General features: G+C 62.7%; 25 protein-coding genes and 1 pseudogene. 22 read left to right on the forward strand and 4 right to left on the reverse strand.

Annotated elements, in window-relative coordinates; all coding sequences use genetic code 11:
• Window positions 1-4 precede the first annotated feature (4 nt).
• From X744_RS167095 to X744_RS167070, 6 genes are all read left to right on the forward strand, one after another.
• Entirely contained in the window at window positions 5-1,021 is a 1,017-nt protein-coding gene (locus tag X744_RS167095) for a DUF4424 domain-containing protein (RefSeq protein ID WP_023757074.1), read from the forward strand.
• Complete coding sequence (locus X744_RS167090; RefSeq protein WP_023757075.1) at window positions 1,021-1,539, forward strand: dihydrofolate reductase; 519 nt, start codon at window positions 1,021-1,023, stop codon at window positions 1,537-1,539. The genes X744_RS167095 and X744_RS167090 overlap by 1 nt, the downstream gene beginning before the upstream one ends.
• Window positions 1,540-1,706: 167 nt before the next feature.
• Complete coding sequence (gene hflK, locus X744_RS167085; protein ID WP_023757076.1) at window positions 1,707-2,828, forward strand: FtsH protease activity modulator HflK; 1,122 nt, start codon at window positions 1,707-1,709, stop codon at window positions 2,826-2,828.
• Window positions 2,828-3,796 carry a protease modulator HflC gene (locus tag X744_RS167080; RefSeq protein ID WP_023757077.1) on the forward strand — a complete coding sequence of 323 codons (969 nt, stop codon included), beginning with the start codon at window positions 2,828-2,830 and terminating at the stop codon, window positions 3,794-3,796. The genes hflK and X744_RS167080 overlap by 1 nt, the downstream gene beginning before the upstream one ends.
• 6 nt (window positions 3,797-3,802) lie before the next feature.
• Entirely contained in the window at window positions 3,803-3,991 is a 189-nt protein-coding gene (locus tag X744_RS167075; RefSeq protein WP_023757078.1) for a DUF2065 domain-containing protein, read from the forward strand.
• Window positions 3,992-4,181: 190 nt separating this feature from the next.
• Window positions 4,182-5,699, forward strand: a complete 1,518-nt coding sequence (locus tag X744_RS167070) for a DegQ family serine endoprotease (protein WP_023757079.1) — start codon at window positions 4,182-4,184, stop codon at window positions 5,697-5,699.
• Between the two features lie 46 nt (window positions 5,700-5,745).
• Here the strand turns inward: X744_RS167070 and X744_RS167065 are convergent, their stop codons facing one another.
• Together X744_RS167065 and serB are read right to left on the reverse strand one after the other, a co-directional pair.
• Entirely contained in the window at window positions 5,746-6,321 is a 576-nt protein-coding gene (locus X744_RS167065; protein WP_023757080.1) for a GNAT family N-acetyltransferase, read from the reverse strand.
• Window positions 6,318-7,205, reverse strand: coding sequence for a phosphoserine phosphatase SerB (gene serB / locus X744_RS167060; protein ID WP_023757081.1), 888 nt, complete (start codon window positions 7,203-7,205; stop codon window positions 6,318-6,320). The genes X744_RS167065 and serB overlap by 4 nt, the downstream gene beginning before the upstream one ends.
• Here serB and miaA point away from each other — a divergent pair.
• Together miaA and X744_RS167055 are read left to right on the forward strand one after the other, a co-directional pair.
• Complete coding sequence (miaA, locus tag X744_RS0135765) at window positions 7,195-8,139, forward strand: tRNA (adenosine(37)-N6)-dimethylallyltransferase MiaA (RefSeq protein ID WP_031259538.1); 945 nt, start codon at window positions 7,195-7,197, stop codon at window positions 8,137-8,139. The two genes, serB and miaA, sit on opposite strands and share 11 nt — an antisense overlap.
• Before the next feature lie 130 nt (window positions 8,140-8,269).
• On the forward strand, window positions 8,270-9,061 hold the full coding sequence (locus tag X744_RS167055) for a GGDEF domain-containing protein (protein ID WP_023757082.1): 792 nt from the start codon (window positions 8,270-8,272) through the stop codon (window positions 9,059-9,061).
• 224 nt (window positions 9,062-9,285) lie between these two features.
• Here X744_RS167055 and X744_RS167050 read toward each other — a convergent pair whose 3' ends face one another.
• Window positions 9,286-11,118 carry an ATP-binding protein gene (locus X744_RS167050; RefSeq protein WP_023757083.1) on the reverse strand — a complete coding sequence of 611 codons (1,833 nt, stop codon included), beginning with the start codon at window positions 11,116-11,118 and terminating at the stop codon, window positions 9,286-9,288.
• 155 nt (window positions 11,119-11,273) lie between these two features.
• On the opposite strand from X744_RS167050, the gene X744_RS167045 reads away from it, so the two are divergent.
• The 3 genes from X744_RS167045 to X744_RS167035 are packed head-to-tail and all read left to right on the forward strand — an operon-like array spanning window position 11,274 to window position 12,722.
• On the forward strand, window positions 11,274-11,837 hold the full coding sequence (locus X744_RS167045; protein WP_023757084.1) for an XRE family transcriptional regulator: 564 nt from the start codon (window positions 11,274-11,276) through the stop codon (window positions 11,835-11,837).
• Window positions 11,838-11,841: 4 nt separating this feature from the next.
• Window positions 11,842-12,150, forward strand: coding sequence for a hypothetical protein (locus X744_RS167040; protein WP_023757085.1), 309 nt, complete (start codon window positions 11,842-11,844; stop codon window positions 12,148-12,150).
• Window positions 12,151-12,194: 44 nt separating this feature from the next.
• On the forward strand, window positions 12,195-12,722 hold the full coding sequence (locus X744_RS167035) for an N-acetyltransferase (RefSeq protein WP_023757086.1): 528 nt from the start codon (window positions 12,195-12,197) through the stop codon (window positions 12,720-12,722).
• A gap of 74 nt (window positions 12,723-12,796) precedes the next feature.
• Here X744_RS167035 and X744_RS167030 read toward each other — a convergent pair whose 3' ends face one another.
• On the reverse strand, window positions 12,797-14,599 hold the full coding sequence (locus X744_RS167030) for an NAD(P)/FAD-dependent oxidoreductase (protein ID WP_023757087.1): 1,803 nt from the start codon (window positions 14,597-14,599) through the stop codon (window positions 12,797-12,799).
• 360 nt (window positions 14,600-14,959) lie between these two features.
• Between X744_RS167030 and X744_RS167025 the strand changes: the two genes are divergently transcribed.
• The 11 genes and pseudogenes from X744_RS167025 (at window position 14,960) to X744_RS166980 (ending at window position 26,500) form a co-directional block, all read left to right on the forward strand.
• Window positions 14,960-16,177: a DUF6600 domain-containing protein gene (locus X744_RS167025; protein WP_245266385.1), complete on the forward strand. Its 1,218-nt coding sequence runs from the start codon at window positions 14,960-14,962 to the stop codon at window positions 16,175-16,177.
• A gap of 257 nt (window positions 16,178-16,434) precedes the next feature.
• Window positions 16,435-18,216, forward strand: coding sequence for an acetolactate synthase 3 large subunit (locus X744_RS167020; RefSeq protein WP_084025073.1), 1,782 nt, complete (start codon window positions 16,435-16,437; stop codon window positions 18,214-18,216).
• An 84-nt stretch (window positions 18,217-18,300) separates the two neighbouring features.
• Window positions 18,301-18,873 carry an acetolactate synthase small subunit gene (gene ilvN / locus X744_RS167015; RefSeq protein ID WP_023757090.1) on the forward strand — a complete coding sequence of 191 codons (573 nt, stop codon included), beginning with the start codon at window positions 18,301-18,303 and terminating at the stop codon, window positions 18,871-18,873.
• Between the two features lie 113 nt (window positions 18,874-18,986).
• On the forward strand, window positions 18,987-19,583 hold the full coding sequence (locus tag X744_RS167010; protein WP_023757091.1) for a LysE family translocator: 597 nt from the start codon (window positions 18,987-18,989) through the stop codon (window positions 19,581-19,583).
• 61 nt (window positions 19,584-19,644) lie between these two features.
• The gene (locus tag X744_RS167005) at window positions 19,645-19,938 is read left to right on the forward strand and encodes a type II toxin-antitoxin system RelE/ParE family toxin (protein ID WP_198032170.1); all 294 of its coding nucleotides are present in this window, start codon (window positions 19,645-19,647) and stop codon (window positions 19,936-19,938) included.
• On the forward strand, window positions 19,938-20,258 hold the full coding sequence (locus X744_RS167000) for an addiction module antidote protein (protein WP_023757093.1): 321 nt from the start codon (window positions 19,938-19,940) through the stop codon (window positions 20,256-20,258). The genes X744_RS167005 and X744_RS167000 overlap by 1 nt, the downstream gene beginning before the upstream one ends.
• Window positions 20,259-20,477: 219 nt before the next feature.
• Window positions 20,478-21,752: an efflux RND transporter periplasmic adaptor subunit gene (locus tag X744_RS166995; protein ID WP_023757094.1), complete on the forward strand. Its 1,275-nt coding sequence runs from the start codon at window positions 20,478-20,480 to the stop codon at window positions 21,750-21,752.
• Window positions 21,749-24,812, forward strand: a pseudogene (locus X744_RS01000000169140) (efflux RND transporter permease subunit). The gene X744_RS166995 and the pseudogene X744_RS01000000169140 overlap by 4 nt, the downstream one beginning before the upstream one ends.
• 80 nt (window positions 24,813-24,892) lie before the next feature.
• The gene (nthA, locus tag X744_RS166990; protein WP_023757095.1) at window positions 24,893-25,498 is read left to right on the forward strand and encodes a nitrile hydratase subunit alpha; all 606 of its coding nucleotides are present in this window, start codon (window positions 24,893-24,895) and stop codon (window positions 25,496-25,498) included.
• A complete protein-coding gene (gene nthB / locus X744_RS166985) occupies window positions 25,495-26,154 on the forward strand; it encodes a nitrile hydratase subunit beta (RefSeq protein WP_023757096.1) in 660 nt (219 codons plus the stop codon). Before nthA ends, nthB begins: the two co-directional genes overlap by 4 nt.
• Window positions 26,141-26,500: a nitrile hydratase accessory protein gene (locus X744_RS166980; protein WP_023757097.1), complete on the forward strand. Its 360-nt coding sequence runs from the start codon at window positions 26,141-26,143 to the stop codon at window positions 26,498-26,500. The genes nthB and X744_RS166980 overlap by 14 nt, the downstream gene beginning before the upstream one ends.
• Window positions 26,501-26,586: the final 86 nt, after the last annotated feature.

Here is a 26,586-nt window from a genome sequence, read left to right on the forward strand (position 1 = left end):
TTTCATGTTGCGATATGTTCTGACCGCCGCGCTGGCCCTGCTGGCTGCGCCCGCATTCGCCAATGATTCAGTTGCCGAACTTGGCACTGGCGGCCTGATCCTGTCGCGCAGCGATGCGGTGGCGATGCAAAGCGAGGATCTTTTCATCTCGCCGGAAAAGGTGACGGTCGACTACGTCTTCCACAACAACACCGATCGGGATGTCGACGCGATCGTTGCCTTCCCGATGCCCGACATCGAAGGCGACCCCGAAGAGAGGCCGGCACTGCCCAACGATCAGAGCGACAATTTCCTCGGCTTTGAGGTGACGATCGATGGCGCGCCGGCAAAGCCGCAGCTCGAGCAGAAGGTGTTCGCGCTCGGGATCGACATCAGCGCCGATCTGAAGGCGCAGAACGTGCCGTTTTATCCTTTCGGCGACGCGGCGAAGGCGGCGCTGGCCAAGCTGCCTCAAGCGGTTACCGATGACTGGGTCAACCGCGGCATCATCATCGAGGACACCGGCGGCGACGGTACGGAGGCGAAGAAGGTCTACACGCCATTCTGGCAATTGCGTTCGACCTATTGGTGGCGCTCAACCTTTCCGGCCAGCAAGGACGTCCACGTTTCCCACCGTTACAAGCCGAGCGTGGGCGGCACCTCTTCGGTCAGCTTTTTCTACGACGGCAAGTTCCAGGGGCAGTACGCGACCTACAAGACGCGCTACTGCATGGACGACACATTCGAGAACGCGGTGCGCAAGGCGGCCAAGGACGACGCCGACGGCTATTCAAAGTATTATGAAAATCGGATCGCCTATATCCTGACCACAGGCGGCAACTGGGCAGCGGGTTCGATCGGCAAGTTCAAACTGACGGTCGACAAGGGCAATCCGAGGGCCCTGGTCTCGTTCTGCGGCGACAATGTCAAAAAGGTCGGGCCGACGACATTCGAGATGACGGCGGATGATTTCGATCCAGAGCACGACATCGACATCCTTCTGCTCGAACCGTCGGATCGCAATGATGGGAACGCCAACTGATGCATGTCGCAATATACGTTGCCATTGCCGAGAACGGCGTGATCGGGCGAGACGGCGGGTTGCCCTGGCGGCTTTCCACCGATCTCAAGCGCTTCAAGGCCGATACGATGGGCAAACCCATCATCATGGGTCGCAAGACCTATGAAGGCATCGGCCGGCCGCTGCCGGGCAGGTTGAACATCGTGGTCACCCGCGACAAGGCCTGGCGCGCCGACGGCGTCGAGGTCGCGCACTCGCTCGAAGCCGCGATCCAGCTGGCAACGGTGCGCGGCCGCTGCATGGCCGGGGTGGACGAGGTCTGTGTCATCGGCGGCGGCGAAATCTATGGCCAGGCGCTGCTGCTGGCCGACCGGCTGCATGTCACCCATATACTGGCAACGGTCGACGGCGATGCGCATTTCCCGCCGATCGACCCGGATTCCTGGCGCGTCGTCAGCTCCCAGGACGTTCCAGCCGGGGAAAAGGACAGCCACGCGACGCGCTATTCGGTTTACGAGCGCCGGCGCGCGAGACTTTGAATGACAAAAAGGGCATCGAAGGAAGACAAAGGGTCGCGACCGGACCAAATCGGACGAACTGGCAGCGCATCGCGTTGAAAGCGCCTCGCGGCGTCCCTATAGAAGAACATACTGGATTTTGCGCCGAAATGCCGGCGCTTGAGGGAATTCCAAGCGAAAGGACATTTATGCCCTGGAACGATAAAAGTGGCGGTGGCGGCGGCCCATGGGGCGGCGGCGGCAATCAAGGACCCTGGGGGCAGGGACCAAAGGGACCGAGCGGCCCGCAGGGCTCGCCTCCCGATCTTGAAGACATCATCCGCCGCGGCCAGGACCGGCTGCGGCGCGCCCTGCCGGGTGGCGGCGGCGCAAGCCCGGCTATCTTCGCACTGATCGCGGCGGCACTCGTGGTGCTGTGGGCCTTCAAGGCGGTTTACACCGTGCAGCCCGACGAGGTCGCGGTCGAACTGCGCTTCGGTAAGCCGAAGGCCGAGCTGTCGCAGCCGGGCCTGCATTTCCATTGGTGGCCGCTCGAAACGGTCGAGACGGCCAAGATCTCCGAGCAACTCGTCGATATCGGCGGCGGTGGCGCGACGAGTGGCAACACCTCCGGGCTGATGCTCACCGGCGACCAGAACATCGTCAACGTGCAGTTCTCGGTGGCCTATCAGGTCTCCGACCCGAGGTCGTATCTGTTCGACGTGTCCGACCCCGACGGAATGCTGCGGCAGGTCGCCGAAAGCGCCATGCGCGAAGCCGTCGGCCGCCGGCCGGCGCAGGACATCTTCCGCGACGACCGCCAGGGCATCGCCGCCTCGGTGCGTGAAATCATCCAGACGACGCTGGACGGCTACAAGGCCGGTCTCAACGTCAATGCCGTCTCGATCGAGGATGCGGCTCCGCCACGCGAAGTCGCCGATGCGTTCGACGAGGTGCAGCGCGCCGAGCAGGACGAAGACAAGTTTGTCGAGCAGGCCAACCAATATTCCAACCAGAAGCTCGGCCAGGCGCGCGGCGAAGCCGCACAGGTCCGCGAAGACGCGGCCGCCTACAAGAACCGGGTCGTGCAAGAGGCTGAAGGTGAGGCACAGCGCTTCATCTCGGTCTATGACGAATATGCCAAGGCGCCCGACGTGACGCGCAGGCGCCTCTACCTGGAAACCATGGAGAGGGTTCTGAAGGATTCTAGCAAGGTGATCGTCGAGCAGGGCAACGGCCAAGGTGTCGTTCCCTATCTGCCACTGCCGGCATTGCAGCCGAAGGCGCAGGCACCGGCCGCGCCTGGTGGCGTTACGGGAGGTAACCAATGATGGCCAACCGTCTTCCCGTCATCGTCGTCGCAGCGGCCGTCATCCTGTTCCTGCTCTATTCGTCGGTCTTCGTGGTCAATGCGCGCCAGCAGGCGCTTGTGCTCAGGTTCGGCGAGATCGTCGACGTCAAAAGCGAGCCCGGCATCTACTTCAAGGCGCCGTTCTCGTTCTTCGACGCCGATACGGTGCAACTGATCGAGAACCGGGTGCTGCGCTTTGATCTCGACAACATTCGTGTCCAGGTGTCGGGCGGCAAGTTCTATGAGGTCGACGCCTTCATCGCCTACCGCATCTCGGATCCGCGCGTCTTCCGCTCCGCCGTGTCCGGTCAGATCGAACTGGCCGAAGCGCGACTGAGGACGCGTCTCGACGCTGCCTTGCGCCGCGTCTACGGTCTGCGCGATTTCGAGGCCGCGCTCTCCGAACAGCGTGCCGTGATGATGCGCGAAGTCCGCGATCAGCTTAGGCCAGACGCGACGTCGCTCGGCCTGCAGATAGAGGATGTCCGCATTCGTCGCACCGATCTCACCGCCGAGGTTTCGCAACAAACCTACGACCGCATGAAGGCGGAACGTCTGGCTGAGGCTGCGCGGCTGAGGGCGCGGGGCAATGAAGCGGCACAGCGCATCACGGCCCGCGCCGATCGCGAAGTGGTCGAGATCGTTGCCGAAGCTCAGAAAGAGTCGGAGATCCTGCGCGGCGAGGGCGAAGCCCAGCGCAGTGCCACCTTCGCGGGAGCGTATCAGCGCGATCCGGCGTTCTTCGACTTCTACCGGTCGATGAACGCATATGGAACGGCGCTGGACAACACCGGGACGACGATGGTGCTGTCGCCGAGTTCGGAGTTCTTCCGCTTCTTCCGCGATCCAGACGGCAAGGAGGCGCCGGCGAAGCCGGGGTCGGCTGCGCCAACCGCGCCGGCAACGGCACCTGCCGCCCCGGCGGTACAGCCCAGTACCGGCCAGTAGCGGCCGGTGCAGGATTTTCTCGCCGCCATCGGCCTCGTCCTTGTCATAGAGGGTCTGGTCTATGGCGGCTTTCCCGGCCTTGCCAGGAGGCTTGCAACCGAAGTGCTGTCGCTGCCCGAGAATGCGTTGCGGATTGCCGGGCTGGCTGCGATCGCCATCGGCGTCGGGATCGTCTGGCTGGTGCGAGGCATATGAGGCCGGTGAGCTTCGGTTTTCGGGATACTGGTTTCGATCCGCGATACGAGCCTCGATCCCGGGGATAACGGATGATTTATCCTCTGCCGATAGTCATAGCCGCAAACGTGCCGTATTTTTTGCCAACATGGCGCGACGCGGCGTTTTCGTCGAAGCGCTTTTCTTTTCAGGAATACCGGGAGGCTTCTCGATGACATCCAACATAATTTTGCGCGCGGCACGGCGGACGTTCATCGCGGGCGCTGCGGCACTTCTTGTCAGCGCCGTCGCTGTCCCGTCCTTCGTGACACCGACATTTGCCGCTGACGGACCTGCTTCGGTCGCCGATCTGGCCCAAGGCCTGCTCGGCGCGGTGGTCAACATCTCGACCTCGCAGACGGTGAAGGGTACCGAAGGTCCGGGTGCCGTGCCGATGCCGCAGCTGCCAGAGGGTTCGCCCTTCCAGGACTTCTTCGACGATTTCTTCAAGAACCGCGGCGGCGACAAGGACAATAGCGGGCAGAAAGTGCAGTCGCTGGGCTCCGGGTTCGTCGTCGATGCCGAGCAAGGCATCGTCGTCACCAACAACCACGTGATCGCCGACGCCGACGACATCGAAGTCAATTTCTCCGACGGCATTACCTTGAAGGCAACGCTGGTCGGCACCGACACCAAGACAGATGTCGCGGTGCTGAAGGTCGATCCGAAAGGACACAAGCTGACGGCGGTGAAGTTTGGCGATTCCACCAAGATGCGTGTCGGCGACTGGGTGATGGCGATCGGCAATCCGTTCGGCCTCGGCGGCACTGTGACGGTCGGTATCGTCTCGGCCCGCAACCGCGATATCAATTCCGGCCCCTATGACGACTTCATCCAGACCGATGCCGCGATCAATCGCGGCAATTCCGGCGGCCCGCTGTTCAACAGCGCCGGCGAGGTCATAGGCATCAACACCGCCATCATTTCGCCGTCCGGCGGCTCGATCGGCATCGGCTTCTCCATTCCCTCGCAGCTCGCCTCGGGCGTGGTCGACCAGTTGCGCCAGTTCGGCGAGACGCGGCGCGGTTGGCTCGGCGTGCGTATCCAGCCGGTGACCGACGACATCGCCGAGAGCCTCGGCATGGTGACTGCCAAGGGCGCGCTGGTTGCCGGCGTCATCAAGGGTGGTCCGGTCGACAATGGCACAGTTCAGGCCGGCGACGTCATCCTGAAATTCGACGGCAAGGACATTCATGAAATGCGCGATCTGCCGCGCGTCGTCGCCGAAAGCCCGGTCGGCAAGGCGGTCGACGTGCTGATTGTGCGCAAGGGCGTCGAGCAGACCGTGAAAGTGACGCTCGGGCGGCTCGAGGACGGCGAAAAGCTCGCCAGCGGCGAACAGGGTGGCAACACCGATCAGGACAAGAGTGAAAAGGCCCCGGCCGTTTCCACGGCCTCGGTGCTCGGGATGACGGTCGGCGAACTGAACGACGAGACGCGCAAGAAGTTCAGCATTGCGGGCGATGTTTCCGGCGTCGTCATCACCGACGTCACCAAGGACTCTGCTGCCGCCGAACGCGGTATCCAGCCGGGCGAAGTGATTACCGAGATCGCACAGGAATCGGTCGCCACGCCCAAGGATGTTATGGACCGGATCGGCGCCTTGAAGGAACAGGGACGCAAGAATGCGCTCTTGATGCTGGCGTCGAAGACCGGCGAGCTCAGGTTCGTCACGATCCGGATGGACTGAAGTCCGGAAGGATCCGGCAGAATTCTCATCTAGAATGGAAGGGCGGCTAGCGGGCCGCCCTTTTTCTTCTTTGCTCCCAAGCGGCGCGGGAGAGCCGGTAGAACACATGTCGCTTGAGCGCGGGCTGGCTGGCGGGAATGCCGGGGTGGTCGAAGTCGGCGGACGGGTCGGCAGTCATGCCGAGGCGCTCCATGACGGCTGTGGAGCGGCGGTTGTTCCCGACGGCAAAGGAGACGATCTCGCCAAGGCCGAGCGTTTCGAAGCCGTAGTCCAGCCAGGCTTCCGAGGCCTCAGTGACATAGCCCTTGCCCCAGAATTCAGGCGCCAGCCGCCAGCCGATCTCGATGGTACCCGCTGGCAGGAACGGCATATGGTCGGTTCCGGTGATGCCGACAAAGCCGATGCACTCACCGGTGGTGATGATCTCGGCGGCGGCAAAGCCATAGCCGTCGCGGTCGATCACGCCTCGCCACTCGTCCATCTTGGCATCCGTGGCGGCGCGGTCGTGGCGGAACGGAAAGAATTCCATCACCTGTTCGTCGGAGTTGATCCGGTGGAACAGTTCACGGTCGCGATCCTCCCAGTTGCGCAGGATCAGGCGCTCGGTACGCATTGGTTTCATTGCACAAACTCTTCCTGCCTGTAGCCTTGCAAATAGAGCAATGCGGTCAGATCGCCATGGTCGATGCGAACCTTTGCCTGTGCCGCCACCGTCGGCTTGGCATGAAGCGCAACACCGGTGCCGGCCAGGCGGATCATGTCGAGATCATTGGCGCCGTCGCCGACGGCGATGACGTCAAAGGGCGTCAGACCAAGGCGCGCTGAAATTTCGATCAGCGCTTCGGCCTTGGCGGCGCGGCCGAGGATCGGTTCACCGACCAGCCCGGTGAAGCGGCCATCCTGTTCGAGCAGGCGGTTGGCGCGGTTCTCGTGGAAGCCAAGCATGGCCGCGATTCGCGTCGTGAAGACCTCGAAGCCGCCGGACACGAGTGCCGTCCAGGCGCCGTTGGCGCGCATGGTCTGAACCAGCGCGCGGCCGCCTGAGGCCAGCGTCAGACGATTGGCGACGATGCGGTCGACCACGGCGGCGTCGAGGGCTTTCAGCAGTGCCACTCGCTCGCGCAGAGCCGGTTCGAAAGCGATCTCGCCGTTCATCGATCGCGCGGTGATGGTGGCGACACGATCCTTGACGCCGATCTCGTCGGCCAGCTCGTCGATGCATTCCTGGTCGATCATGGTTGAGTCCATGTCGGCCATGAGGATCTTTTTGCGGCGGGTCTCGGCCTGCTGGACGATTACGTCGACCGCCTCGGTGGCGAGTGCCGTGCGCAAGGCGGCACTCGTGTCGGCGGCGTCAGCAATCTCAGGCAGCACAAGATCGCAGGCAATTCCTTCGGCAAGCCAGACAACAGCGCTTGCGCCGACTGACCGTGACGCCATATTCGCAAGCGACAGCGACAAGGCGCGGTCAGCGGGATGGGAAACAAGCGTGGCGATGAGCGGCATGGAACATTCCGGCGAACATGCGGACGAGGGCCGCGTGAAGAACGCGATCCTGATAGCCGGGCCGACCGCCAGCGGCAAGTCGGCGCTGGCGCTCGATCTGGCCGAGCGCAAGGACGGCGTGATCGTCAATGCCGATTCCATGCAAGGCTATTCGGTGCTCGATGTGCTGACCGCTCGGCCAGAGGCGGCCGACCTCGCCCGCGCGCCGCATTTTCTCTACGGCCATGTCCACCCGGCCACAGCCTATTCCACCGGCGCATGGCTGCGCGACGTGATGAAGCTGATCGACGACGGTGCGCTTTCCGAACGGCCCGCAATTTTTGTCGGCGGTACCGGGCTCTACTTCCGTGCGTTGGCCGAGGGCATTTCGGAAATGCCCGATATTCCGCAGCGGGTTCGGGACCGGTGGCGCTACGAACTGAAGGAGCAGGGCGCCGTCAAGCTGCACAGCCTGCTGCTGCGCGAGGATTCGGCGGCCGCCATGATGCTCAAGCCAACCGATAGCCAGCGCATCGTGCGGGCATTGGAGGTGCTCGACGCATCGGGCCGTTCGATCCGGGAATGGCAGGCAGAACGCGGCCAGCCACTCATCGACAGGGAGACCGCGCATTTCTTCGTCATCGAGCCGGACAGGGCGGCGCTGGTCGACCGCATCGAAAAGCGCTTCGACCAGATGCTGGACAAGGGCGCGCTGGACGAAGTCAAACGACTATCGGCGCTTGGCCTCGACCCCCAATTAACGGCGATGAAGGCGATCGGCGTTCGTGAACTGCAGGCCGCGATGGCGGGAGAGATTGGCTTTCCCGAGGCGATCGAACGCGCCAAGATCGCCACCAGGCAATATTCCAAGCGGCAAACGACCTGGTTCAGGCATCAACTGGGGCCGGAATGGCTGAGATTGCGCCCCGGTGATGATCTGGAAACCACGATCTGATTGGCTGTTTCAATTGCAACCTAAAAAGTTTATCTGCAAGGATAGGTTCTCGTTGCGGTTGTCCCAATTAACCCTCCGTAAGCCCTCCCATGCCATAAGGTCAGTGGGGTACTTTTCCAGCGGGGAGCAGATGCGTTTCCACAAGGCGGAATCAGCATTTTTCGTCTTTATCTTCGTGATCCTGGCCGCCGGCCTGGTGACGCTGCATGCCTATGGCCTTCTGCAATCCTTCGCCACCGAGTTGCATACGGCTTCGGGTCTGAACAAGGTCATTTATCTCAACAAGCTTTTGTTCGCGACCGGTGTGCTTTTGGCCACCGCGCTGTTCTTCGGCATTTTCTTCATCTACCCGCTGATCCGAAAACAGGCGACAGAAGAAGGCAAGCTACGTGCGATGACGGTCTCGCTCAGCGCGCGCTCGGAAACTTTCGAGCATGCGGCGCTGACCGACGGCCTGACCGGCATGCAGAACCGGCGCTATTTCGATGACGCGCTGAAGGAGTATCTCGAGGAGTTCCGGCGCATCGAAAAACCAGTCGGGCTGATGATCCTGGATCTCGATCATTTCAAGCAGGTCAACGATACTCACGGCCATGATGTCGGCGACGAGGTGCTCAAGGCCGTCGCGAACTGTCTCAAGGATATGACACGCTACCACGACGTGGTGGCGCGTTTGGGTGGCGAGGAGTTCGCCGTGGTCACGCCCAACATGGATGCCGACCTTCTGGGCAAGTTTGCCGAGCGGATCCGCAAGGCGATCGCCAACATGTCGGTGCTGTCGGGCAATGTCCGCCTCAAGATCACCACCAGCGTTGGGCTTGCCGTCTGGGACCGCAACGAAACGGCGGAGGAGTTCTATCGCCGGGCAGACCGCCAGCTCTATGAGGCGAAGAGGCAAGGCCGCAACCGCGTCTGCGCCTAAAATCCCGAAGAAGAATTCATGAGGCCGGTCGCCTGACGCGACCTTCTCGACTTCCGGTGCTCACGGACTAAATGTCCGTTCCGCTCCGGCTTCTCAAAAGCCACATCATGCAACTCGGCCTGATGAATTCTCTTTCGGGATTTACCCAGGCATGCCAACGAAGCTGAGCCCTGGAACCTTGGCGCCGTTCTCACTCAACCGGCAGAACAGCAGAGCCCGCAGGCTCAGTCGTTTTGCGGGCGCAGGCCGAAGGTCGCGGGCTTGAGACCGTAGCGCATGTCGAAATCGTCGTCCGATGGCGCGCGAGTGGCGGGTGGCTTGCGGTAGTCGGGATCGCCCGCCTGGCGGCCTGAATCGACGACTTCCGCGAAGGCCATCGCCTGCTGCGTTGGTTTCGGCACGTTGCGCAGTCGTTCGACGATTGCCACCAGATCGACATCGTCGCCTGACTTCGAAGAGGCGGCCTGTTCGCGCTTGGCCGTGCCCGGGAGCAGCTCGCTCGGCAGTTTTTCGAACTTCAGCCGCATGGTCGTCGCCACGCCTTCGCCGAATGCGATGGCTTCGCGCTGGCCCATGGAGGACAAGAAGGCAAGCGTCGAGGCAGAGGAGTCGGCAATCGCCGAACGGATGATCGCCTGGTCCTGCTCATTGGCAAGCCGCATGGCGAAGAAGGTCGAGCATTGCGACAGGATGGTCGGGTCGAGCTCGCCCGGGCGCTGGGTGACGACGCCAAGATAGCAGCCATATTTGCGGCCTTCCTTGGCGATGCGCGACAGCGCGTGCCTGGTCGGCGCGAAGCCGAGGCGCGGATCGGCCGGCATGTAGCGGTGCGCTTCTTCGCACAAAAACAGAAGCTGCAGCTTGCCTTCGCTCCACAAAGCGAGATCGAAGGCCAGGCGCGCCAGAACCGAGCAGACGGAATTGACCACTTCGGACGGCATGCCGGCCATCTCGAAGCAGGTCACCGGGCGGCCATGATGCGGCACGCGGAAGATGTTGCCGATCGTTTCGTGAATGGTGTCCTCGATCAGGCGCGAGTTGAACATGAAGCGGTAGCGTGGGTCGGCCGCCGCCGATTCGATGCGAGTCTTCAGCGATCTGAGCGTCGGGCGATCGGCCTTGCTTTCGAGCATGCCCATCCGCTCGTCGATCTGCTTGAGGAGGTCGGCGATCCGGTAAGGCACCGGCGTATCGGCGGTCAGCGCATCGTTGCCGCGCCGCAGATAGGCGCCGGAATTCGGATTGCGGTAAAGGTTCTTGGCGGCCGGGATGAGGTCGCGCAACGCGTCGATTTCTTCCGGCTCCGTCTCGCGGCCACGGAACAGCACCTCGGCGAATTCCTCCAGCGTGAACATCCAGAACGGAAGATCCAAGGTTTTGGAATCGACCCTGACACAATATTCGGGCAGCGACGCCGCGAACTCATTGTGCGGGTCGAGGATCAGGATGCGCAGGTCGGGTCGCGCCGCGATCGATTTGCGCAGCAGCAGCGAGACGGCGGTGGACTTGCCGACACCGGTGGTGCCGACAATGGCGAAGTGACGCGCCAGCGTATCGTCGATGGCGATGTTGGCGGCAATCGCTTCGTCCTGCGCGAGCGTACCGATGGTGATCGAATGACGCCCGGCGAGGTCATAGACAGCCTGCAGGTCACGGGTGCGGATGCGGTGCGCGACGGCGCCGATATGTGGGTAGGTGGTAATGCCACGGTCGAAGACCGGCTTGCCGCCGGGCTCTGCTGCATCACGTACTTCGCCGATCAGCTCGATGCTGACCTCGATGGCGTTCTGGCCCTCATTGCTCCAGGCGCGATCCGACTTGCCGATCCCGTAGACCAGGCCGACGGTTCGCGTGGGCCCGAGATTGATGGAAATCATCTTGCCGACCGTCCACAGGCCGGTCACCGCGCCGTCGACATCGTCCGCATAGGCGCTGATGGTGGCGCGTGCGCCGTCGCACTGCACGACATTGCCCAGGATGCGCCTGTCGTTCTGCTCGGCGTCGCGGCGCTCCTGCGATGTCGGTTCTCCAACAGAAGCTGCGCGTTCGACATACATGGACAGGCCAATCCCCATTTCCCCTGGAGCATCGAGCCTACAGGAATGGGGTTAAGGCCCGATGAGGTCGGATGGTGTAGAGAGGCTTAATGGCGGCATGAAAATTGTCGCGAGGCACCTCTTTTGCGACGCAGATATTTCGCTATAATGGACATATGGATGATATAGCGAACGATATTTCCTCGACGATCGGCCGAAGGATACACGCCGAAAGGGTCATGCGGGACTGGTCCCTGGCCGAGCTTGCGGAGCGTTCCGGCGTCTCGAAAGCGATGCTGAGCACGATCGAGCGCGGCAAGACCAGTCCGACGGCGGCCCTTCTGGTGCGCATCGCGGCGGCCTTCGGCCTGACTCTGTCGACCTTGATCGCGCGCGCGGAGTTGCAAGGCGGCGGGCTGCTACGCGAGGCCGATCAACCGGTGTGGCGCGACCCCGACACCGGCTATGTCAGACGGCACCTGTCGCCGGCTGGCGACATGCCGCTCGAACTCATCAGGGTACAGCTGCCGGCGGGCGCCAAAGTCAGCTTTCCGGCCGCTTCCTACGCATTCATCAAGCAGCAGATATGGCTGATTTCCGGGCGGCTCGAATTCGTCGAAGGTGAGACGGTGCACCGGCTTGAGCCAGGCGATTGCCTGGCGCTCGGGCCGCCGTCTGACTGCACCTTCCATGCCCTGGAACGCGGTGCCGACTATCTCGTCGCGTTGGTCAGGGCCTGACATCATGGCGAGAATACCAAAGCGCTCCCATAATGGGGGGCCGCCTCTTGATGAGTACAAGGGCCCGCCATGGGGCAAGGGCGACCCCTATATCTTCCTTGCCTGGCAGGCCGCCCATGCCAAGGCATGGAAGGCGCCGAGCCGCGAGGTCCTGCTGCTGCGCATGGACCGGGCCGAGCGGCTGGGCCTGACCTATGAGGAGTACACGCTCGAGATTCTGGAGCGCGGGCGGCATCTCGGGCACGAAGACGCCGAACGCATCAGCGCCATCAAGGCGGCGCGAAAGCGACGCCGCGTGCGCCGCCTGGACTGACGGCAATGTGCCACGCCTATCGCAAACCACAGGACCTCATAAGCATGAACTCCATCGAGATCGGAACCCTGACCCCGACTGCCGAGACGCAAGACAAGCTGGCCGAATTGCTGGTCGCGACGGTGGCGGCCGGCGGATCGGTGAGCTTCATGCATCCACTGGCGCCGCAGGCAGCCAGGGCATTCTGGGAGAAGTCGCTGGCCGCGGCGGAAAGAGGGGAAAGAGCCGTGCTTGGCGCCTGGGACGGCGAGGTCCTGGTCGGCACAGTAACCTTGCTGCTCGACTGCCCGCCCAACCAGCCGCACCGGGCCGAGATCGCCAAGCTGATGACACGCGTCGACTACCGGGGCAGGGGTGTGGGAACGCGCCTGATGCGGGCGGCCGAGAGCCTTGCCGTCGAGAAGGGGCGGACGCTGCTGGTTCTCGATACGGCCGCTGACGAGGGCGCTTCAGGGCTCTACGAAAAGCTCGGCTTCACGCTGACCGGCGAGATACCGGACTATGCACTGAAGCCGCATGGCGGGCTGACGGGCACGCTCATCTACTGGAAGCGTATCGGGCCAATCTCGTAAGGTTATCCAATCGAGGAAGGAGGCAGGGTGCAAGCCGTGCCCCCTTCATGATGCTCAACTGGAATGGCGGTCGATTAGCCCTTGTGGTGGACCTGCTGCAGGCCGTAGACCGGTGTCGCGATGCCTTCGTGCCGCGCCTTCAACTGCAGCGACAGGAACTGCGAATAGTGGCGTGACTGGTGCAAATTGCCGCCATGGAACCATAGCGCTTCCTGTTGCGTCGGCTTCCACATGTTACGCAACTCGCCTTCCCACGGGCCGGGATCCTTGGTGGTGTTCGAGCCGAGGCCCCAGCATTTGCCAACCTTGTCGGCGACGTCCCTGGAGATCAGATCGGCGGCCCAGCCGTTCATCGAGCCGTAGCCGGTGGCGTAGACGATGAGGTCCGCGGGCAGTTCCGACCCGTCGCTGAGCAGAACAGAATGCTGCTTGATCTCCTCGACGTCTACGCCGCTCATCAGCTTGATCGAACCATCGATGATCAGCTGTGATGCGCCGACATCGATGTAGTAGCCAGAGCCGCGCCTCAGATACTTCATGAACAGGCCGGATTCGTCGTCGCCCCAGTCAAGCATGAAACCTGCGTTTTTCAGTCCCTCGTAGAACGCCGCGTCGCGTTTCTTCATCTCGGCATAGGCCGGGATCTGGAACTCGTGCAGGATCTTGTAGGGCAGCGAAGCAAAGATCAGGTCGGCCTTGGCCGTGGTGATGCCGTTCTGGACCGCCTGCTCCGAATAGAGCGAACCCAGCCCGATTTCCATCAGCGTGTCGGATCTGGAGATGTGGGTGGTCGAGCGCTGCACCATGGTGACGTCGGCGCCGGCTTCCCAAAGTGCCGCGGCGATGTCATGGGCGGAATTGTTGGATCCGATGACAACCGCCTTTTTGCCGACATAGGCGTCGGGCCCGGGATGCTTCGAGGAGTGATGCTGATCCCCCTTGAAGGTCTCCATGCCCTTGAATTTCGGCAGATTGGCCTTGCCGGACTGTCCGGTCGCCAGCACCAGTTGCTTCGGCCTCAGCGTGATGTCCTTGCCGTCGCGGTGGACGACGACGGTCCATTCCTTCTTCTTGTCGTCATAGGAAGCGCTTTTGGCCTCGGTCGAGGACCAGTAATTCAGCTCCATCACCTTGGTGTACATTTCCAGCCAGTCGCCGATCTTGTCCTTGGGCGAGAAAACCGGCCAGTTCTTGGGGAAGTCGATATAGGGCAGATGGTCGTACCAGACCGGGTCATGCAGGCAGAGCGACTTGTAGCGCTTGCGCCAGCTGTCGCCGGCGCGCTCGTTCTTCTCGATGATGATCGTCGGCACGCCCAGTTGCCGCAGCCGCGCGCCGAGCGCGATGCCGCCCTGGCCGCCGCCGATGATGACCGTATAGGGCTGCGTCTTGAAGCCGAGTTCGGCGGCCTCCTTTTCGCGCTCTTCCTTCCATGTCGGACGGTTCTTGCCCGAGCCATGTTTGGCGCCCATCGGCCGCGCGAAGCCCGCCGGCTCCTCGTGGCCCTTCAGCTCGACCATCGTGGTCAGCAGCGTCCAGATCTTGCCGTTCTTCAGCCTGACATGACCGAAACCGCGTGCAACTTCCGTCTCGAAGCTGATCCAGCCCTCGATCAGCCCTCCGCTCTCGGTCGCATCCTCGCCGTTGGCGATGGCAAAGTGTGACGGCTTGGTTTTCGACAGCTGGCTTTTCAGCATGTCGCGGACCTGGTCGCGGCCTTCCATGGTCTTGATGTTCCAGGTGAAGGTGACGAGGTCGCGCCAATAGCAATCCTCCTGAAAGCAATCGATCGCTTTCTCGATGTCATTGGCGGCCAGGGCGGCGCCGAATTGATCGAGCAGGTCGGACAGTTTCTTGTTTGGGGCCTTATCGAGCATCAGGGTTCCTCCCGTGAAATCCAGATCGTCATGATGGCTCAGCCCGACGTGCCGGCCGAACAATCAAGTATCGGCAAAGATAGTGGCCCTCGTCACGCCCCACCATAGTTTTCAGCGGTTTCAATGGCTTACCCGGAAATTGAGATCACCAAGCGGTTTTGGAACACCCAGCTGTTGGGAACGGACGCTCCGATTCCGAACGTCGGGACAATGCCACGCCCGTCGCGCAAAATTGATGGTCATATGCCGCAATGCGGTCACCGGGGCTGACGACAACCGATCGGTGAGAAGCCGGGAAGCGGTGGCGGGCAACAGGTCGGTTCCCGCGGATTTTCTGGATGCGGAACTCTGGAGCCCGTTATGCAAGCATTTTCAGTTCATTTTATCGGCCGGCGCGGACGCGTCGCTGCCATGGCTCTGGTCATGGCCATGAGCGCGACCTTGACCAGCCCGCTGGTACTGCCCGGAACTCAGGCTCACGCGGCGGAAATTTCCGTTACCATCCGCGAAAGGCTTTCAAACTATGGCGGATGGCGAACCTCCGCGCGCTTCGGCGATGTCTGGGTTCCGACAGTCCGTACCGAATGGCGGCCCTACACCGAAGGTCACTGGGTCTGGACCGACGACGGCTGGTACTGGCAATCCACCGAGCCGTTTGGCGATGTCGTCTATCACTACGGCCGTTGGGCCTATGATCCAGATTTCGGCTGGGTGTGGATAGCCGGCGATCAATGGGCACCAGCCTGGGTGGTCTGGCGCCAGGGCGGCAACGATGTCGGCTGGGCGCCGGCGCCGCCCGATGTCGACGTCGCCTTCGACGATGCCTGGTGGTGTTTCGTGCCGGTGGCGGCGATCGGCGCGGTCGATCTGGTCAGGGTGGTGCGGCCGGTTCAGGAAAACGTCGTCATCGTACGCAACACGACGATCATCAATCAGACTGTCGTGGTCAACAACGCGCCGCGTGTGCGGCTCGGCAATCAGGTCGTTGCGATCAATGCCGGGCCCAGGCTGCAGCAATTGCCGAAGCCCGTCATCGAATCGATCAGGGCGGCAAAAGTGGTTCCACCTCCCAAAGGGGTGTTTGCCAGTGGAAGGCTCGATGCTTCCAAGGGCGCGGAGATCAAGAGGCTGGCCGGCAATGGAACGCCCGTCGCCACGGCACCCAATGGAAACGGGCAAACTGTGGTGGGCCATGGCTCCAAGACGTCGATCGGCGACAAGGCCCTTTCTCCGGCCGCGGTGGCAGCGGGCAATCAGGGTGACACCGTGCGCAAGCGGATGGCCGCCCGCAACCGTGCGAAGGCCGATGCGCTCAAGGCCCATGCCGACAAAACCTCCGGCAATGGGCGCATCGTTGTAAAATCGCCGCCCAACCCGGCTTCGTCCAAGTCGGTTTCTAGCCAGCGCCTGACACGCGGGGCCGGGCCGCAAAGGCCGCACCAGCAGGCACTGGCCATGCGCATGTCCCAGCACCATGGTCCGGCCAAGGCGGCGCCTCACCGTCCACCGGCAAAGATGCAGGCCAGGAAGGTGTCCAAATGCGATCCGCGCGTTTCCCGCTGCAAGGCGCCGGGCTGATCACCGCAATCGCGCCGGCACACTGCACGTCCCTGCGCGATTTTTCCCGTTGACAGGCTGCCTTTCCCGCCCTTAGTGTCCGCCACCATGAAGACGGCACTCATTCTCGTAGGAAAGCGCATGGGCAAGGCGGTGTAACCGCCGGGCGAAAACCCCCCATGCGCAGACACAGGCTCCCTCGGGAGCCTTTTTTATTGCCTGAAACACGACTAAACGACCAGCAATCGCCTGACGGCGGACAGTACGGGACAAGACCGATGAGCAACGGAAAGAACGAGCGGCGCGAGATGACAGGCGCCGAAATGGTGGTGCAGGCGCTGAAGGACAATGGCGTCAAGCACGTCTTCGGCTATCCGGGTGGCGCTGTCCTTCCGATCTATGACGAGATCTTTCAGCAGGACGAGGTCGAGCACATCCTGGTGCGCCACGAGCAGGGCGCCGGCCATGCGGCGGAAGGCTACGCGCGCTCGACCGGCAGGGCCGGCGTGATGCTGGTGACTTCCGGTCCCGGCGCTACCAATGCGGTGACGCCGCTGCAGGACGCCTTGATGGATTCGATCCCGCTGGTCTGCCTGACCGGGCAGGTGCCGACCTCGCTGATCGGCTCCGACGCTTTTCAGGAATGCGATACGGTCGGCATCACGCGCCCCTGCACCAAGCACAACTGGCTGGTGAAGGACGTCAACGAACTCGCCGCGACCATCCACGAGGCTTTCCATGTCGCGACCACCGGCCGCCCCGGTCCGGTCGTCGTCGACATCCCGAAGGATGTGCAGTTCGCCAAGGGGTTCTACGTCCCGCCGCAGATCGCGCCGCGCACCAGCTACCAGCCGAAGGTCCAGGGCGACCTGGACAAGATCAAGGCGGCGGTCGAGCTGATGGCCGGCGCCAAGAAGCCGATCATCTATAGCGGCGGCGGTGTCATCAATTCCGGCCCGGAAGCAAGCCATCTGCTGCGCGAGCTGGTCGATCTCACCGGTTTTCCGATCACCTCGACGCTGATGGGCCTCGGCGCCTATCCGGCATCGGGCAAGAACTGGATGGGCATGCTGGGCATGCACGGCACCTATGAAGCCAATATGGCCATGCATGATTGCGACGTGATGATCTGCATCGGCGCTCGGTTCGACGACCGTATCACCGGGCGGCTGACCGCGTTTTCGCCGAACTCGAAGAAGATCCACATCGACATCGATCCGTCGTCGATCAACAAGAATGTCCACACCGAGGTGCCGATCATCGGCGATGTCGGCCGGGTGCTGGAGGACATGGTGCGGCTGTGGCGGGCGAGCGCCAAGGCCGACAAGAAGGCGCTCTATCCCTGGTGGGAGCAGATCGCCAAATGGCGCGCGCGCGACTCGCTCGCCTACAAGATGAACAACGACGTGATCATGCCGCAATACGCCATCGAGCGGCTCTATGAACTGACCAAGGGCATGGACACCTACATCACCACCGAGGTCGGCCAGCACCAGATGTGGGCGGCGCAGCACTATCATTTCGAGAAGCCGAACCGCTGGATGACGTCAGGCGGGCTGGGCACTATGGGTTACGGCCTGCCGGCGGCACTCGGCGTGCAGATCGCGCATCCCGACGCGTTGGTCATCGACATCGCCGGCGATGCCTCGGTGCAGATGACGATGCAGGAAATGAGCGCCGCCGTGCAGCACGACGCGCCGATCAAGATCTTCATCTTGAACAACCAGTATATGGGCATGGTGCGGCAATGGCAGCAGCTGCTGCACGGCAATCGCCTGTCCCATTCCTATACCGAGGCGATGCCGGACTTCGTCAAGCTGGCGGAGGCCTATGGCGGGCACGGCATCCGTTGCGAGAAGCCGGATGAGTTGGACGACGCGATCAGGGAGATGATCTCGGTCAGGAAGCCGGTGCTGTTCGATTGCCGCGTGGCGACGCTCGCCAACTGCTTCCCGATGATCCCGTCGGGCAAGGCGCACAACGAGATGCTGCTGCCCGACGAGGCGACCGACGAGGCGGTGGCCAACGCCATCGACGCCAGAGGCAGGGAACTGGTGTAGCCGGCAGACCCGGGCAGGGCTGTCGCAAGAAGCCGTGCGCAAACAGAGCATTAGATCCAAGAGCTTGAAATCGAGATTCATGTCATGAACGCACAGCTACAACCGACCGGTTCCGCCTATTTCATCGCCAAGGAAACCGAAAAGCCGGAAAACCACACGCTTTCCGTGCTGGTCGACAACGAGCCGGGCGTGCTTGCCCGGGTCATCGGCCTGTTTTCAGGGCGCGGCTACAACATCGAGAGCCTGACCGTCTCCGAGACCGAACATGAGAAGCACTTGTCGCGCATCACCATCGTGACGCGCGGCACGCCGCATGTGCTAGAGCAGATCAAGCATCAGCTGGAGCGCATCGTGCCGGTGCACCGCGTCGTCGATCTGACCGTGCGTTCGCATGAATCCGGCCAGGAGCGGCCGCTGGAGCGCGAACTGGCGCTGGTCAAGGTGGCCGGTACCGGCGAGGCCCGCGTCGAGGCACTGCGGCTGGCCGACGCGTTCCGCGCCAGCGTCATCGACGCCAACACCGAGCATTTCATCTTCGAGATCACCGGCAAGGGCTCCAAGATCGATCAGTTCATCGCCATCATGAAGCCGCTCGGCCTGGTCGAAATCTGCCGCACCGGCGTGGCGGCGTTGAACCGCGGCCCACAGGCGATGTAAGCCCGCCGCATCGACAGTTTCGGCGGGGGGCCTGGTTCGACCAGGAGCCGGCCGCTGGCCTTTGCACTGCCCTCACGAAGCGACAATAATGCTGACATATCTGGGAGGATATCATGTCGCTTGACGCATTCCTTGCCCTGCTTGTCTACGCTTTCGTAACCTCGATCACGCCGGGGCCGAACAACCTCATGCTTCTGGCATCGGGAGTGAATTTCGGCCTCGTCAGATCGGTTCCACACATGCTGGGCATCAGCATCGGTTTTCTGGTGCTGCTGGTCGCCGTGGGTCTTGGCCTGGGTGCGGTGCTTACGGCTTTCCCGGCGCTGCACATCGGATTGAAGATCGCCGGCGGAGTCTATCTGCTCTATCTCGCCTGGAAGATCGCCATGTCGCGCTCGCTCAACGGCAAGGGCGAGGTGAAGGCGCGGCCGATGCGCTTCGTCGATGCGGCGGCGTTCCAGTGGGTCAACCCTAAGGCATGGGTGATGGCGATCACCGCCATGGCCGTCTACGCCAATCCTGAGCGTCCATTCCTGTCGGTGGTGTTGATCGCCGTGGCCTTCACCGTCGTCAATCTGCCAAGCGTCTCGGTGTGGGCGGGGTTCGGCACCGCGCTGCGCGGTTTCCTGTCGGACCCGGTGCGGCTGAAATGGTTCAACATCGCCATGGGCGTGCTGTTGGCGGCGACGCTCTGGCCGATGCTGAGGTAGCGGGAATTCTGTGAACGGCAATTCACGTTCGTTTGACTATATGTGAATTGTGGATTACAAAATGCCCGTGATCGAAGTCCGCAAAACCGCTGAATTCGCCGACTGGTTCAAATCCCTCAAGGACATGCGGGCCAAGGCGCGCATTCAGGTCCGGATCGATCGTGTCGAGCTTGGCAACCTCGGCGATGCCAAGTTCTTCGACGGCATCGGCGAATTGCGGGTCGACTATGGCCCGGGCTATCGCGTCTATTTTGTCAAGACAGGCAACACGATCATCATTCTGCTCTGCGGTGGTAATAAGTCATCGCAAAAGGCCGACATCAAGAAAGCCATCAGCATGGCGAAGGAGGTCTAATGACCATCGAAACCACCAAATGGGACGCTTCCGAATTTCTCGACAGCGAGGAGGCGATCTTTGCCTATATCGAGGCGGCCTTCGAAGACGGCGATCCTGCCATTATCACCCATGCGCTCGGCAACGTGGCCAGGGCTCGGGGCATGACATCCATTGCCAAGGACGCCGGCGTCACACGTGAGGCGCTATACAAGGCGCTGAGCGACAAGGGCGATCCTAAGCTTTCAACCCTGCTCGGCGTCATGAAGGCGCTCGGGCTCAGGTTGACGGCCGAAGCTGCACCAAAGGACAATTATGCCGAGGCGCGCCTCGCTGGCTAATCCGCCACGTGTGATCGCCTCACCATGTTGAATTGTCGTATCGACCGTGTTGCACATCCATTGTGCAGTGCACATTAAATCTTCGTAATGCCGTGTTTTGGCCCTTTTCCGACAAAGGCGTGTCCTATGTATTCGGCGAAATCGCGGCAATGAGCCGTGAGTTGCGCTAGAATACGACCACCTGGCTATGGCGTGTCGGACAGAGAGGGCCTTTTGTCGATGCGTGGAAAAGTCATTCTTTCATTGCTTGCGGTCGCCTGTGTCGGCGCGGCCTGGCTCTATCTGTCTCCGGGCACGCTGAGCAGAGTTCAGCAACTTACCGGCGCAAAGCAGGTCGCGGCGGCGGACAAACCGGCAACCGACAAGCCGGCGGCGGGGGACAAGTCGGCAGGTGGCGGCAGTGGCGCCCGCTCGGCCTCGATCCTCTCGGCCGTCGCCTCCACCGCCGATTTCCCGATCCGGCGTTACGCGATCGGTTTCGTCTCCTCTCCAGCCGTCGTCAGCATCAATGCGCGGGTCTCCAGCCAGATCGTCTCGATCGACGTCAAGGACGGGCAGATGGTCAGGGTTGGCGACGTTCTGTTTTCGCTTGATGACCGGGCGCTGAAGGCGCAACTGGCCAAGGACCAGGCGGCGCTCGCCAAGGACCAGGCAATGCTCGCCAGCTCGCAGTCCGATCTGCAGCGCGCCAAAGACCTGGTCGCCAAGCAGGCCGGCACGCAGCAGACCTATGACCAGGCAGTCGCTGCGGCGAAGGCTGCCGCGGCGACCGTCGATGCCGACAAGGCGACGATCGACGCCGACAACGTCCAGCTTGGCTTTGCCACGATCACGGCGCCGATTGCCGGCAGGCTGGGTGCGGTCAACGTCACCGTCGGCGACCTCGTCACCACCAGCAATGGCAACAGCAGCACGGCCACTCCGCTGGTGACCATCACCCAGATGGACCCGCTGCAGGTCAACTTCAATCTTCCTGAGAGCAACCTGGCGCTGCTGCACAAGGCACTCGCAAATCCGCAGCAAGGGGCAGTGACGCTGACCAAGGACGGCGACCCGACGCCGATCGGCAAGGGCACGCTCGATTTCGTTGATTCAAGCGTCGACACCGCGTCGGGCACGATCGCCACGCGGGCAAGCATTCCGAATGCCGACCTTTCGCTGTGGCCGGGCCAGTATGTGAATGTCGTGCTCGATGCCGGCATCATGCCGCGGATGACCTCCGTTCCCACGGTAGCGGTCCAGCCTAGCCAGAAGGGGCCGTTCGTCTATGTCGTCAAGCCGGACAGCACCGTCGAAATGCGCCCGGTGCAGGTGGCGCTGACCGAAGGCGAGAACAGCGCCATCAGCCAAGGGCTGAAAAGCGGTGAGAAAGTTGTCACCGAAGGCCAGACGAAGCTGAAGGACGGCGCCGCTGTGCATGAAGGCAACGCCGCGGCGGGTGCTGCCGCGCCCAAGGTGGCCGAGGCGGCCAAGGCCGGCGAGGCGGCTCGATGATCTCCGAATTTTGCATACGCCGGCCTGTCGCCACCCTTCTGATGTCGTTCGCCCTCGTGCTGGGCGGTCTGTTCGCTTACAAATTCCTGCCGGTGGCAGCACTTCCGAGTGCCGAATTCCCAGTGGTCAACGTCTCGGCTTCGCTGCCCGGCGCCTCTCCGGAAACCATGGCCACATCGGTGGCGACGCCCCTGATCAAGCAGTTCGCCACCATCGCGGGCATCGATTCGATCTCGACCAGCAACTCGCTTGGCTCGACCTCGATCGCCATCCAGTTCGTGCTTAATCGGGACATCGACGCCGCCGCCGCGGACGTGCAGGCGGCGATCGCGCGGACGCAAAGATCCCTGCCGCCGCAGATGACGTCGCCGCCGAGCTATCGCAAAGTCAATCCGGCCGACGCGCCCATTCTTTTGATGTCGCTGGTCAGCGACACGGTTCCACTGACCGATCTCGACGCGTTCGCGGAAAACGTCATCTCGCCGTCGCTGTCGACCATCGACGGGGTGGCTCAAGTTTCGATCTTCGGCCAGCAGAAATACGCCGTTCGCATCCAGATCGACCCGACCGCGCTTGCCGCGCGCGGCATCTCGATCGATCAGCTGCAGGCGGCGATCGCGTCCGCCAACAGCAACACGCCGCTCGGCGTGCTCCAGAACGACAAGCAGCAGCTCACGATCACCGCCAACACGCAGCTCAATGACGCGGCCGGTTTCTCCAACATCATCATCGCCACCAAAAACGGTCACCCGGTGCGGCTGGGCGAGGTGACGCGCGTCGTCGATTCGGTGCAGACGACCACGACCGCAAGTTGGTACGATGGCACCCGCGCGATCATCATGGCGGTGCAGCGCCAGCCCGACGCCAACACGGTCGACGTCGTCGACAAGGTCAAGGCGATGCTGCCGTCCTTCCAGGACCAGATGCCGGGCGCTGCCTCGATCAAGCTGCTCAACGATCGCTCGACCTCGATACGCCAGGCCGTCGACGACGTGCAGTTCACGCTGCTGTTGACCATAGCGCTGGTGGTGATGGTGATCTTCGTGTTCCTGCGCCGGGTGACGGCAACCATCATCCCGGCCGTGGCGGTGCCGATTTCGCTGATTGCCACGCTTGGCGCGATGTTCCTGTTCGGCTTTTCCATCGACAACATATCGCTGATGGGCTTGACGCTGGCGGTCGGCCTTGTCGTCGACGACGCCATCGTNGATCTCGATCTCGCTGGTGGCCGTGTTCATCCCGGTGCTGCTGATGGGCGGCGTTATCGGCCGCATCTTCAACGAGTTCGCCGTCGTGGTGACGGTCGCCATCCTGGCGTCGATGTTCGTATCGCTGACGCTGACGCCGATGCTGTGCTCGCGCCTGCTGTCGGTCAGCAAGGCGGACCGCGACAAGCATGGCCCTGGCCATAAACGGGACCTCATTACACGCGGCTACGACCGGATCTTGAGTTTCTGCCTGAGGCACACCTTCCTGGTGTTCCTCGTCTTCATGGGAACCGCGGCAGCCTCGGTGTGGCTGATCGAGGCCTCGCCGAAGGGCTTCTTCCCGCAGGAGGATATCGGCCAGATATCGGTGACCACCATCGCGCGTCAGGACATCTCGTTCGACGCCATGTCCAAGCTGCAAGGGCAGGTCGCCAGCGTCTTCTCGCATTCGCCCTATGTCGACCATGTGGCGTGGTCGGCGGGCAGCGGCAACAATGCGCTCAACCAGGGGCAACTCTTCGTCCAGCTCAAGGGCAAGGACCAGCGTCCCGATATCGACAAGGTCCTTTCGGATCTGCGCAAGCAACTGGCCGGCGTGGCGGGTATCGAGACCTACATGCAACCGGTGCAGAACCTGAGGCTGGGCGCACGGTCGTCGGCCAGCGCCTACCAGCTCGTGGTTCAAGGGCTCGATACCGGACTAACCGACACCTGGGCGCAGAAACTGAATGACGCGATGGCGGCCGACCATACGAACTTCACCGATGTCACCAGCGACCTGCAGAACAATGCATTGCAGGCGACGCTGGTGGTGGATCGCGATAAGGCCGCCCAGCTCGGCATCGATACTGCCACGCTGCGCTCCGCCCTTTATGGCGGCTTCGGCACCGATCAGGTTTCAACGATCTTCGGTTCGGCCGACAGCTACGAAGTCGTCACGGAGCTCGATCCCAAGATCGAATGGTCGCCGGAGCGGATGCTCGCCATCCAGATGAGGACGGCGAGCGGCAATCTGGTTCCGCTTGGCGCCTTCGCCCGGGTCGATCGCACGGCAGGCGCCTTGACCGTCAACCAGCTCGGCCAGCTTCCGGCGGTGACGATCTCCTATAACCTGCCGCAGGGCGTGGCGCTGGGTGACAGCGTAGCGCGCATCGACGCGCTCAAAGAGCAGATCGGCATGCCGACGGCGATCTCGACAACCTTTGCCGGCACGGCCAAGACCTTCCAGGACTCACTAGCCAACCAGGGTCTTCTGGTCGGCGGCGCGATCCTGACCATCTATATCGTGCTCGGCATCCTGTACGAGAGCTTCATCCACCCGCTCACGATTCTCACCGGCCTGCCGTCGGCTGTGCTGGGTGCCGTCGTTGCCTTGCGCTTCGCCGGCATGGATCTGTCTGTCATCGCGGTGATCGGCATCCTGATGCTGATCGGCATCGTCAAGAAGAACGGCATCATGATGGTCGACGTCGCGCTCGAGCTCCGACGTGATGGCATGTCCGCGAAGGAATCCATCCACAAGGCCTGCCTGATGCGGTTCAGGCCGATCATGATGACGACGCTGGCGGCACTGATGGGAACCTTCCCGATCGCGCTGGGCACCGGCGCCAGCGCCGAGTTGCGCCAGCCGCTAGGCGTTGCCGTTGTCGGTGGTTTGCTCGCCTCGCAGGCGCTGACCCTGTTCGTGACCCCGGTGATCTATGTCTACATGGAGAATTTCTCGGGCTGGCTGGTCGGGCTTTGGTCGAAGCGCAAGGGCGATCGGAGCGCGGTCGAAGACGTCGACCAGCCCTCGCCACTCGATGCCAAGCAGGAAATGCTGCCCGAACCGCAGCGGGCGGCCGCCGAATGATGTAGCAGGGCCAGCGCCATGTGCCGCTGGCCCAAGGCGTTGCGCTTGCGGTGGCATCACGGGAAACGTAATTTGTCGCCATGTCCCACGACCATGACCACGACAACGAACTCGATCCGTTTGCCGCCCGCGTGCGCGCGCTGGAAACCATCCTCACTCAAAAGGGGCTGGTCGATCCGGCGGCGATCGACGTCATCGTCGACACCTATGAAACAAAAATCGGGCCACGCAACGGCGCCAGGGTGGTGGCCAGGGCCTGGGCCGACGCGGACTTTGCCGACTGGCTGAAACGCGATGCGACGGCGGCGATCGGATCGCTCGGTTATGCCGGCCGTCAGGGCGAACATATGCAGGCTGTCTTCAACACCGAGGAGACGCATAACCTCGTCGTCTGCACGCTGTGCTCCTGCTATCCGTGGTCGGTGCTCGGCCTGCCGCCGGTCTGGTACAAGGCGCCGCCCTATCGGTCGCGCGCCGTCATCGATCCGCGCGGGGTGCTGGAGGAATTCGGGCTGACGGTGCCGACGGCCAAGAAGATCCGCGTCTGGGATTCGACCGCGGAGCTGCGCTATCTCGTCGTGCCGATGCGGCCTGCGGGCACCGACGGCTGGAGCGAGGAACAGCTGGCGGACCTGGTGAGCCGCAACGCGATGATCGGCACCGGCTTGGCGAGACAGCCGGCATGAACGGGCCGCAGGATCTCGGCGGACAGATGGGGTTCGGCCCGGTCGCGCCCGAAAAGGACGAGCCGTATTTTCATGCCGCCTGGGAAAGGCGGGCGCTCGGCGTGACGCTGACTGCCGGCGCCATGGGCGCGTGGAATATCGACGAGAGCCGGCATGCACGGGAATCGCTGCATCCGGCCGACTATTATGCCTCCAGCTACTACGAGATCTGGATCAAGGCGCTGGAGATCCTGCTCAAGCGCCATGGCTTCGTCAGCGAGCGCGACCTGGCCGAGGGCCGGGCGGTCGATCCGGCGGCAACACCAAAAAGAGTGCTGAAGGCGGAAAACGTGCCCGCAGTGCTGGCCAAGGGCGGTCCTTGCGACCGGCCGGTGGCGCAAGCGGCGCGGTTCAAGGCCGGCGATGCCGTGCGGACCAAGAACTTCAACCCGACCGGCCACACGCGGCTGCCGCGCTACGCACGCGGCAAGCATGGAACGATCGAGGCGGTGCGCGGCGGGTTTGTGTTTCCCGACAGCAACGCGCATGGGCACGGCGAAAACCCGCAATGGGTCTACACCGTGGTTTTCGACGGGTTGGAGATTTGGGGCGAGGGGGCCGACCCGACACTGAGCGTGTCGATCGACGCCTGGGAGAGCTATCTTGAGCCGGCGTGACGGCGTCGTCGCAGATCTGCCACCGGGGATCGATGCCCCGGTGTTTGCCGAGCCATGGCAGGCCGAAGCCTTCGCCATGACGGTGGCGCTGCACGACAAGGGTGTGTTTTCGTGGAGCGAATGGGCGCAGGCGCTGTCGGCGCAAGTTAAGGACCCAGGTGCCGCGGCTGACGGTCATGACTATTACGAACATTGGCTGGCAGCGCTGGAGGGCTTGCTTGCGTCCAAGGGACTGGCCGCCAAGGCGGATGTAGACGCGATGGCTGAGTCCTGGGAACGCGCCGCACATGCCACCCCGCACGGCAAGCCGATCCTGCTGGAGAACGATCCCGGCCCGGCCCGATAGGGTCGTGGCGGCCCGACCCGATAGGTCGGCAACCCGTCCCAAGGACGTCGAGCGAGATCGTGTGTTCTCTTTACGTTCTGATTTGC

It is taken from the genome of Mesorhizobium sp. LNHC252B00 (genome assembly GCF_000502955.1).
Lineage (GTDB): Bacteria > Pseudomonadota > Alphaproteobacteria > Rhizobiales > Rhizobiaceae > Mesorhizobium.

Excerpts from the sequence above, each read along its gene's own strand:
- miaA (WP_031259538.1), top strand. The coding sequence starts at position 7,195 with ATGAGCGGCATGGAACATTCCGGCGAACATGCGGACGAGGGCCGCGTG.
- X744_RS167045 (WP_023757084.1), top strand. The coding sequence starts at position 11,274 with ATGGATGATATAGCGAACGATATTTCCTCGACGATCGGCCGAAGGATA.
- X744_RS166995 (WP_023757094.1), top strand. The coding sequence starts at position 20,478 with ATGCGTGGAAAAGTCATTCTTTCATTGCTTGCGGTCGCCTGTGTCGGC.
- X744_RS167025 (WP_245266385.1), top strand. The coding sequence starts at position 14,960 with ATGCAAGCATTTTCAGTTCATTTTATCGGCCGGCGCGGACGCGTCGCT.
- X744_RS167095 (WP_023757074.1), top strand. The coding sequence starts at position 5 with ATGTTGCGATATGTTCTGACCGCCGCGCTGGCCCTGCTGGCTGCGCCC.
- X744_RS167055 (WP_023757082.1), top strand. The coding sequence starts at position 8,270 with ATGCGTTTCCACAAGGCGGAATCAGCATTTTTCGTCTTTATCTTCGTG.
- X744_RS167090 (WP_023757075.1), top strand. The coding sequence starts at position 1,021 with ATGCATGTCGCAATATACGTTGCCATTGCCGAGAACGGCGTGATCGGG.
- X744_RS167035 (WP_023757086.1), top strand. The coding sequence starts at position 12,195 with ATGAACTCCATCGAGATCGGAACCCTGACCCCGACTGCCGAGACGCAA.
- X744_RS167010 (WP_023757091.1), top strand. The coding sequence starts at position 18,987 with ATGTCGCTTGACGCATTCCTTGCCCTGCTTGTCTACGCTTTCGTAACC.
- X744_RS167050 (WP_023757083.1), bottom strand. The coding sequence starts at position 11,118 with ATGTATGTCGAACGCGCAGCTTCTGTTGGAGAACCGACATCGCAGGAG.
- serB (WP_023757081.1), bottom strand. The coding sequence starts at position 7,205 with ATGCCGCTCATCGCCACGCTTGTTTCCCATCCCGCTGACCGCGCCTTG.
- nthB (WP_023757096.1), top strand. The coding sequence starts at position 25,495 with ATGAACGGGCCGCAGGATCTCGGCGGACAGATGGGGTTCGGCCCGGTC.
- X744_RS167030 (WP_023757087.1), bottom strand. The coding sequence starts at position 14,599 with ATGCTCGATAAGGCCCCAAACAAGAAACTGTCCGACCTGCTCGATCAA.
- ilvN (WP_023757090.1), top strand. The coding sequence starts at position 18,301 with ATGAACGCACAGCTACAACCGACCGGTTCCGCCTATTTCATCGCCAAG.
- X744_RS167080 (WP_023757077.1), top strand. The coding sequence starts at position 2,828 with ATGGCCAACCGTCTTCCCGTCATCGTCGTCGCAGCGGCCGTCATCCTG.
- X744_RS167005 (WP_198032170.1), top strand. The coding sequence starts at position 19,645 with ATGCCCGTGATCGAAGTCCGCAAAACCGCTGAATTCGCCGACTGGTTC.
- X744_RS167020 (WP_084025073.1), top strand. The coding sequence starts at position 16,435 with ATGAGCAACGGAAAGAACGAGCGGCGCGAGATGACAGGCGCCGAAATG.
- X744_RS167040 (WP_023757085.1), top strand. The coding sequence starts at position 11,842 with ATGGCGAGAATACCAAAGCGCTCCCATAATGGGGGGCCGCCTCTTGAT.
- X744_RS167070 (WP_023757079.1), top strand. The coding sequence starts at position 4,182 with ATGACATCCAACATAATTTTGCGCGCGGCACGGCGGACGTTCATCGCG.
- X744_RS167000 (WP_023757093.1), top strand. The coding sequence starts at position 19,938 with ATGACCATCGAAACCACCAAATGGGACGCTTCCGAATTTCTCGACAGC.
- hflK (WP_023757076.1), top strand. The coding sequence starts at position 1,707 with ATGCCCTGGAACGATAAAAGTGGCGGTGGCGGCGGCCCATGGGGCGGC.
- X744_RS167065 (WP_023757080.1), bottom strand. The coding sequence starts at position 6,321 with ATGAAACCAATGCGTACCGAGCGCCTGATCCTGCGCAACTGGGAGGAT.
- nthA (WP_023757095.1), top strand. The coding sequence starts at position 24,893 with ATGTCCCACGACCATGACCACGACAACGAACTCGATCCGTTTGCCGCC.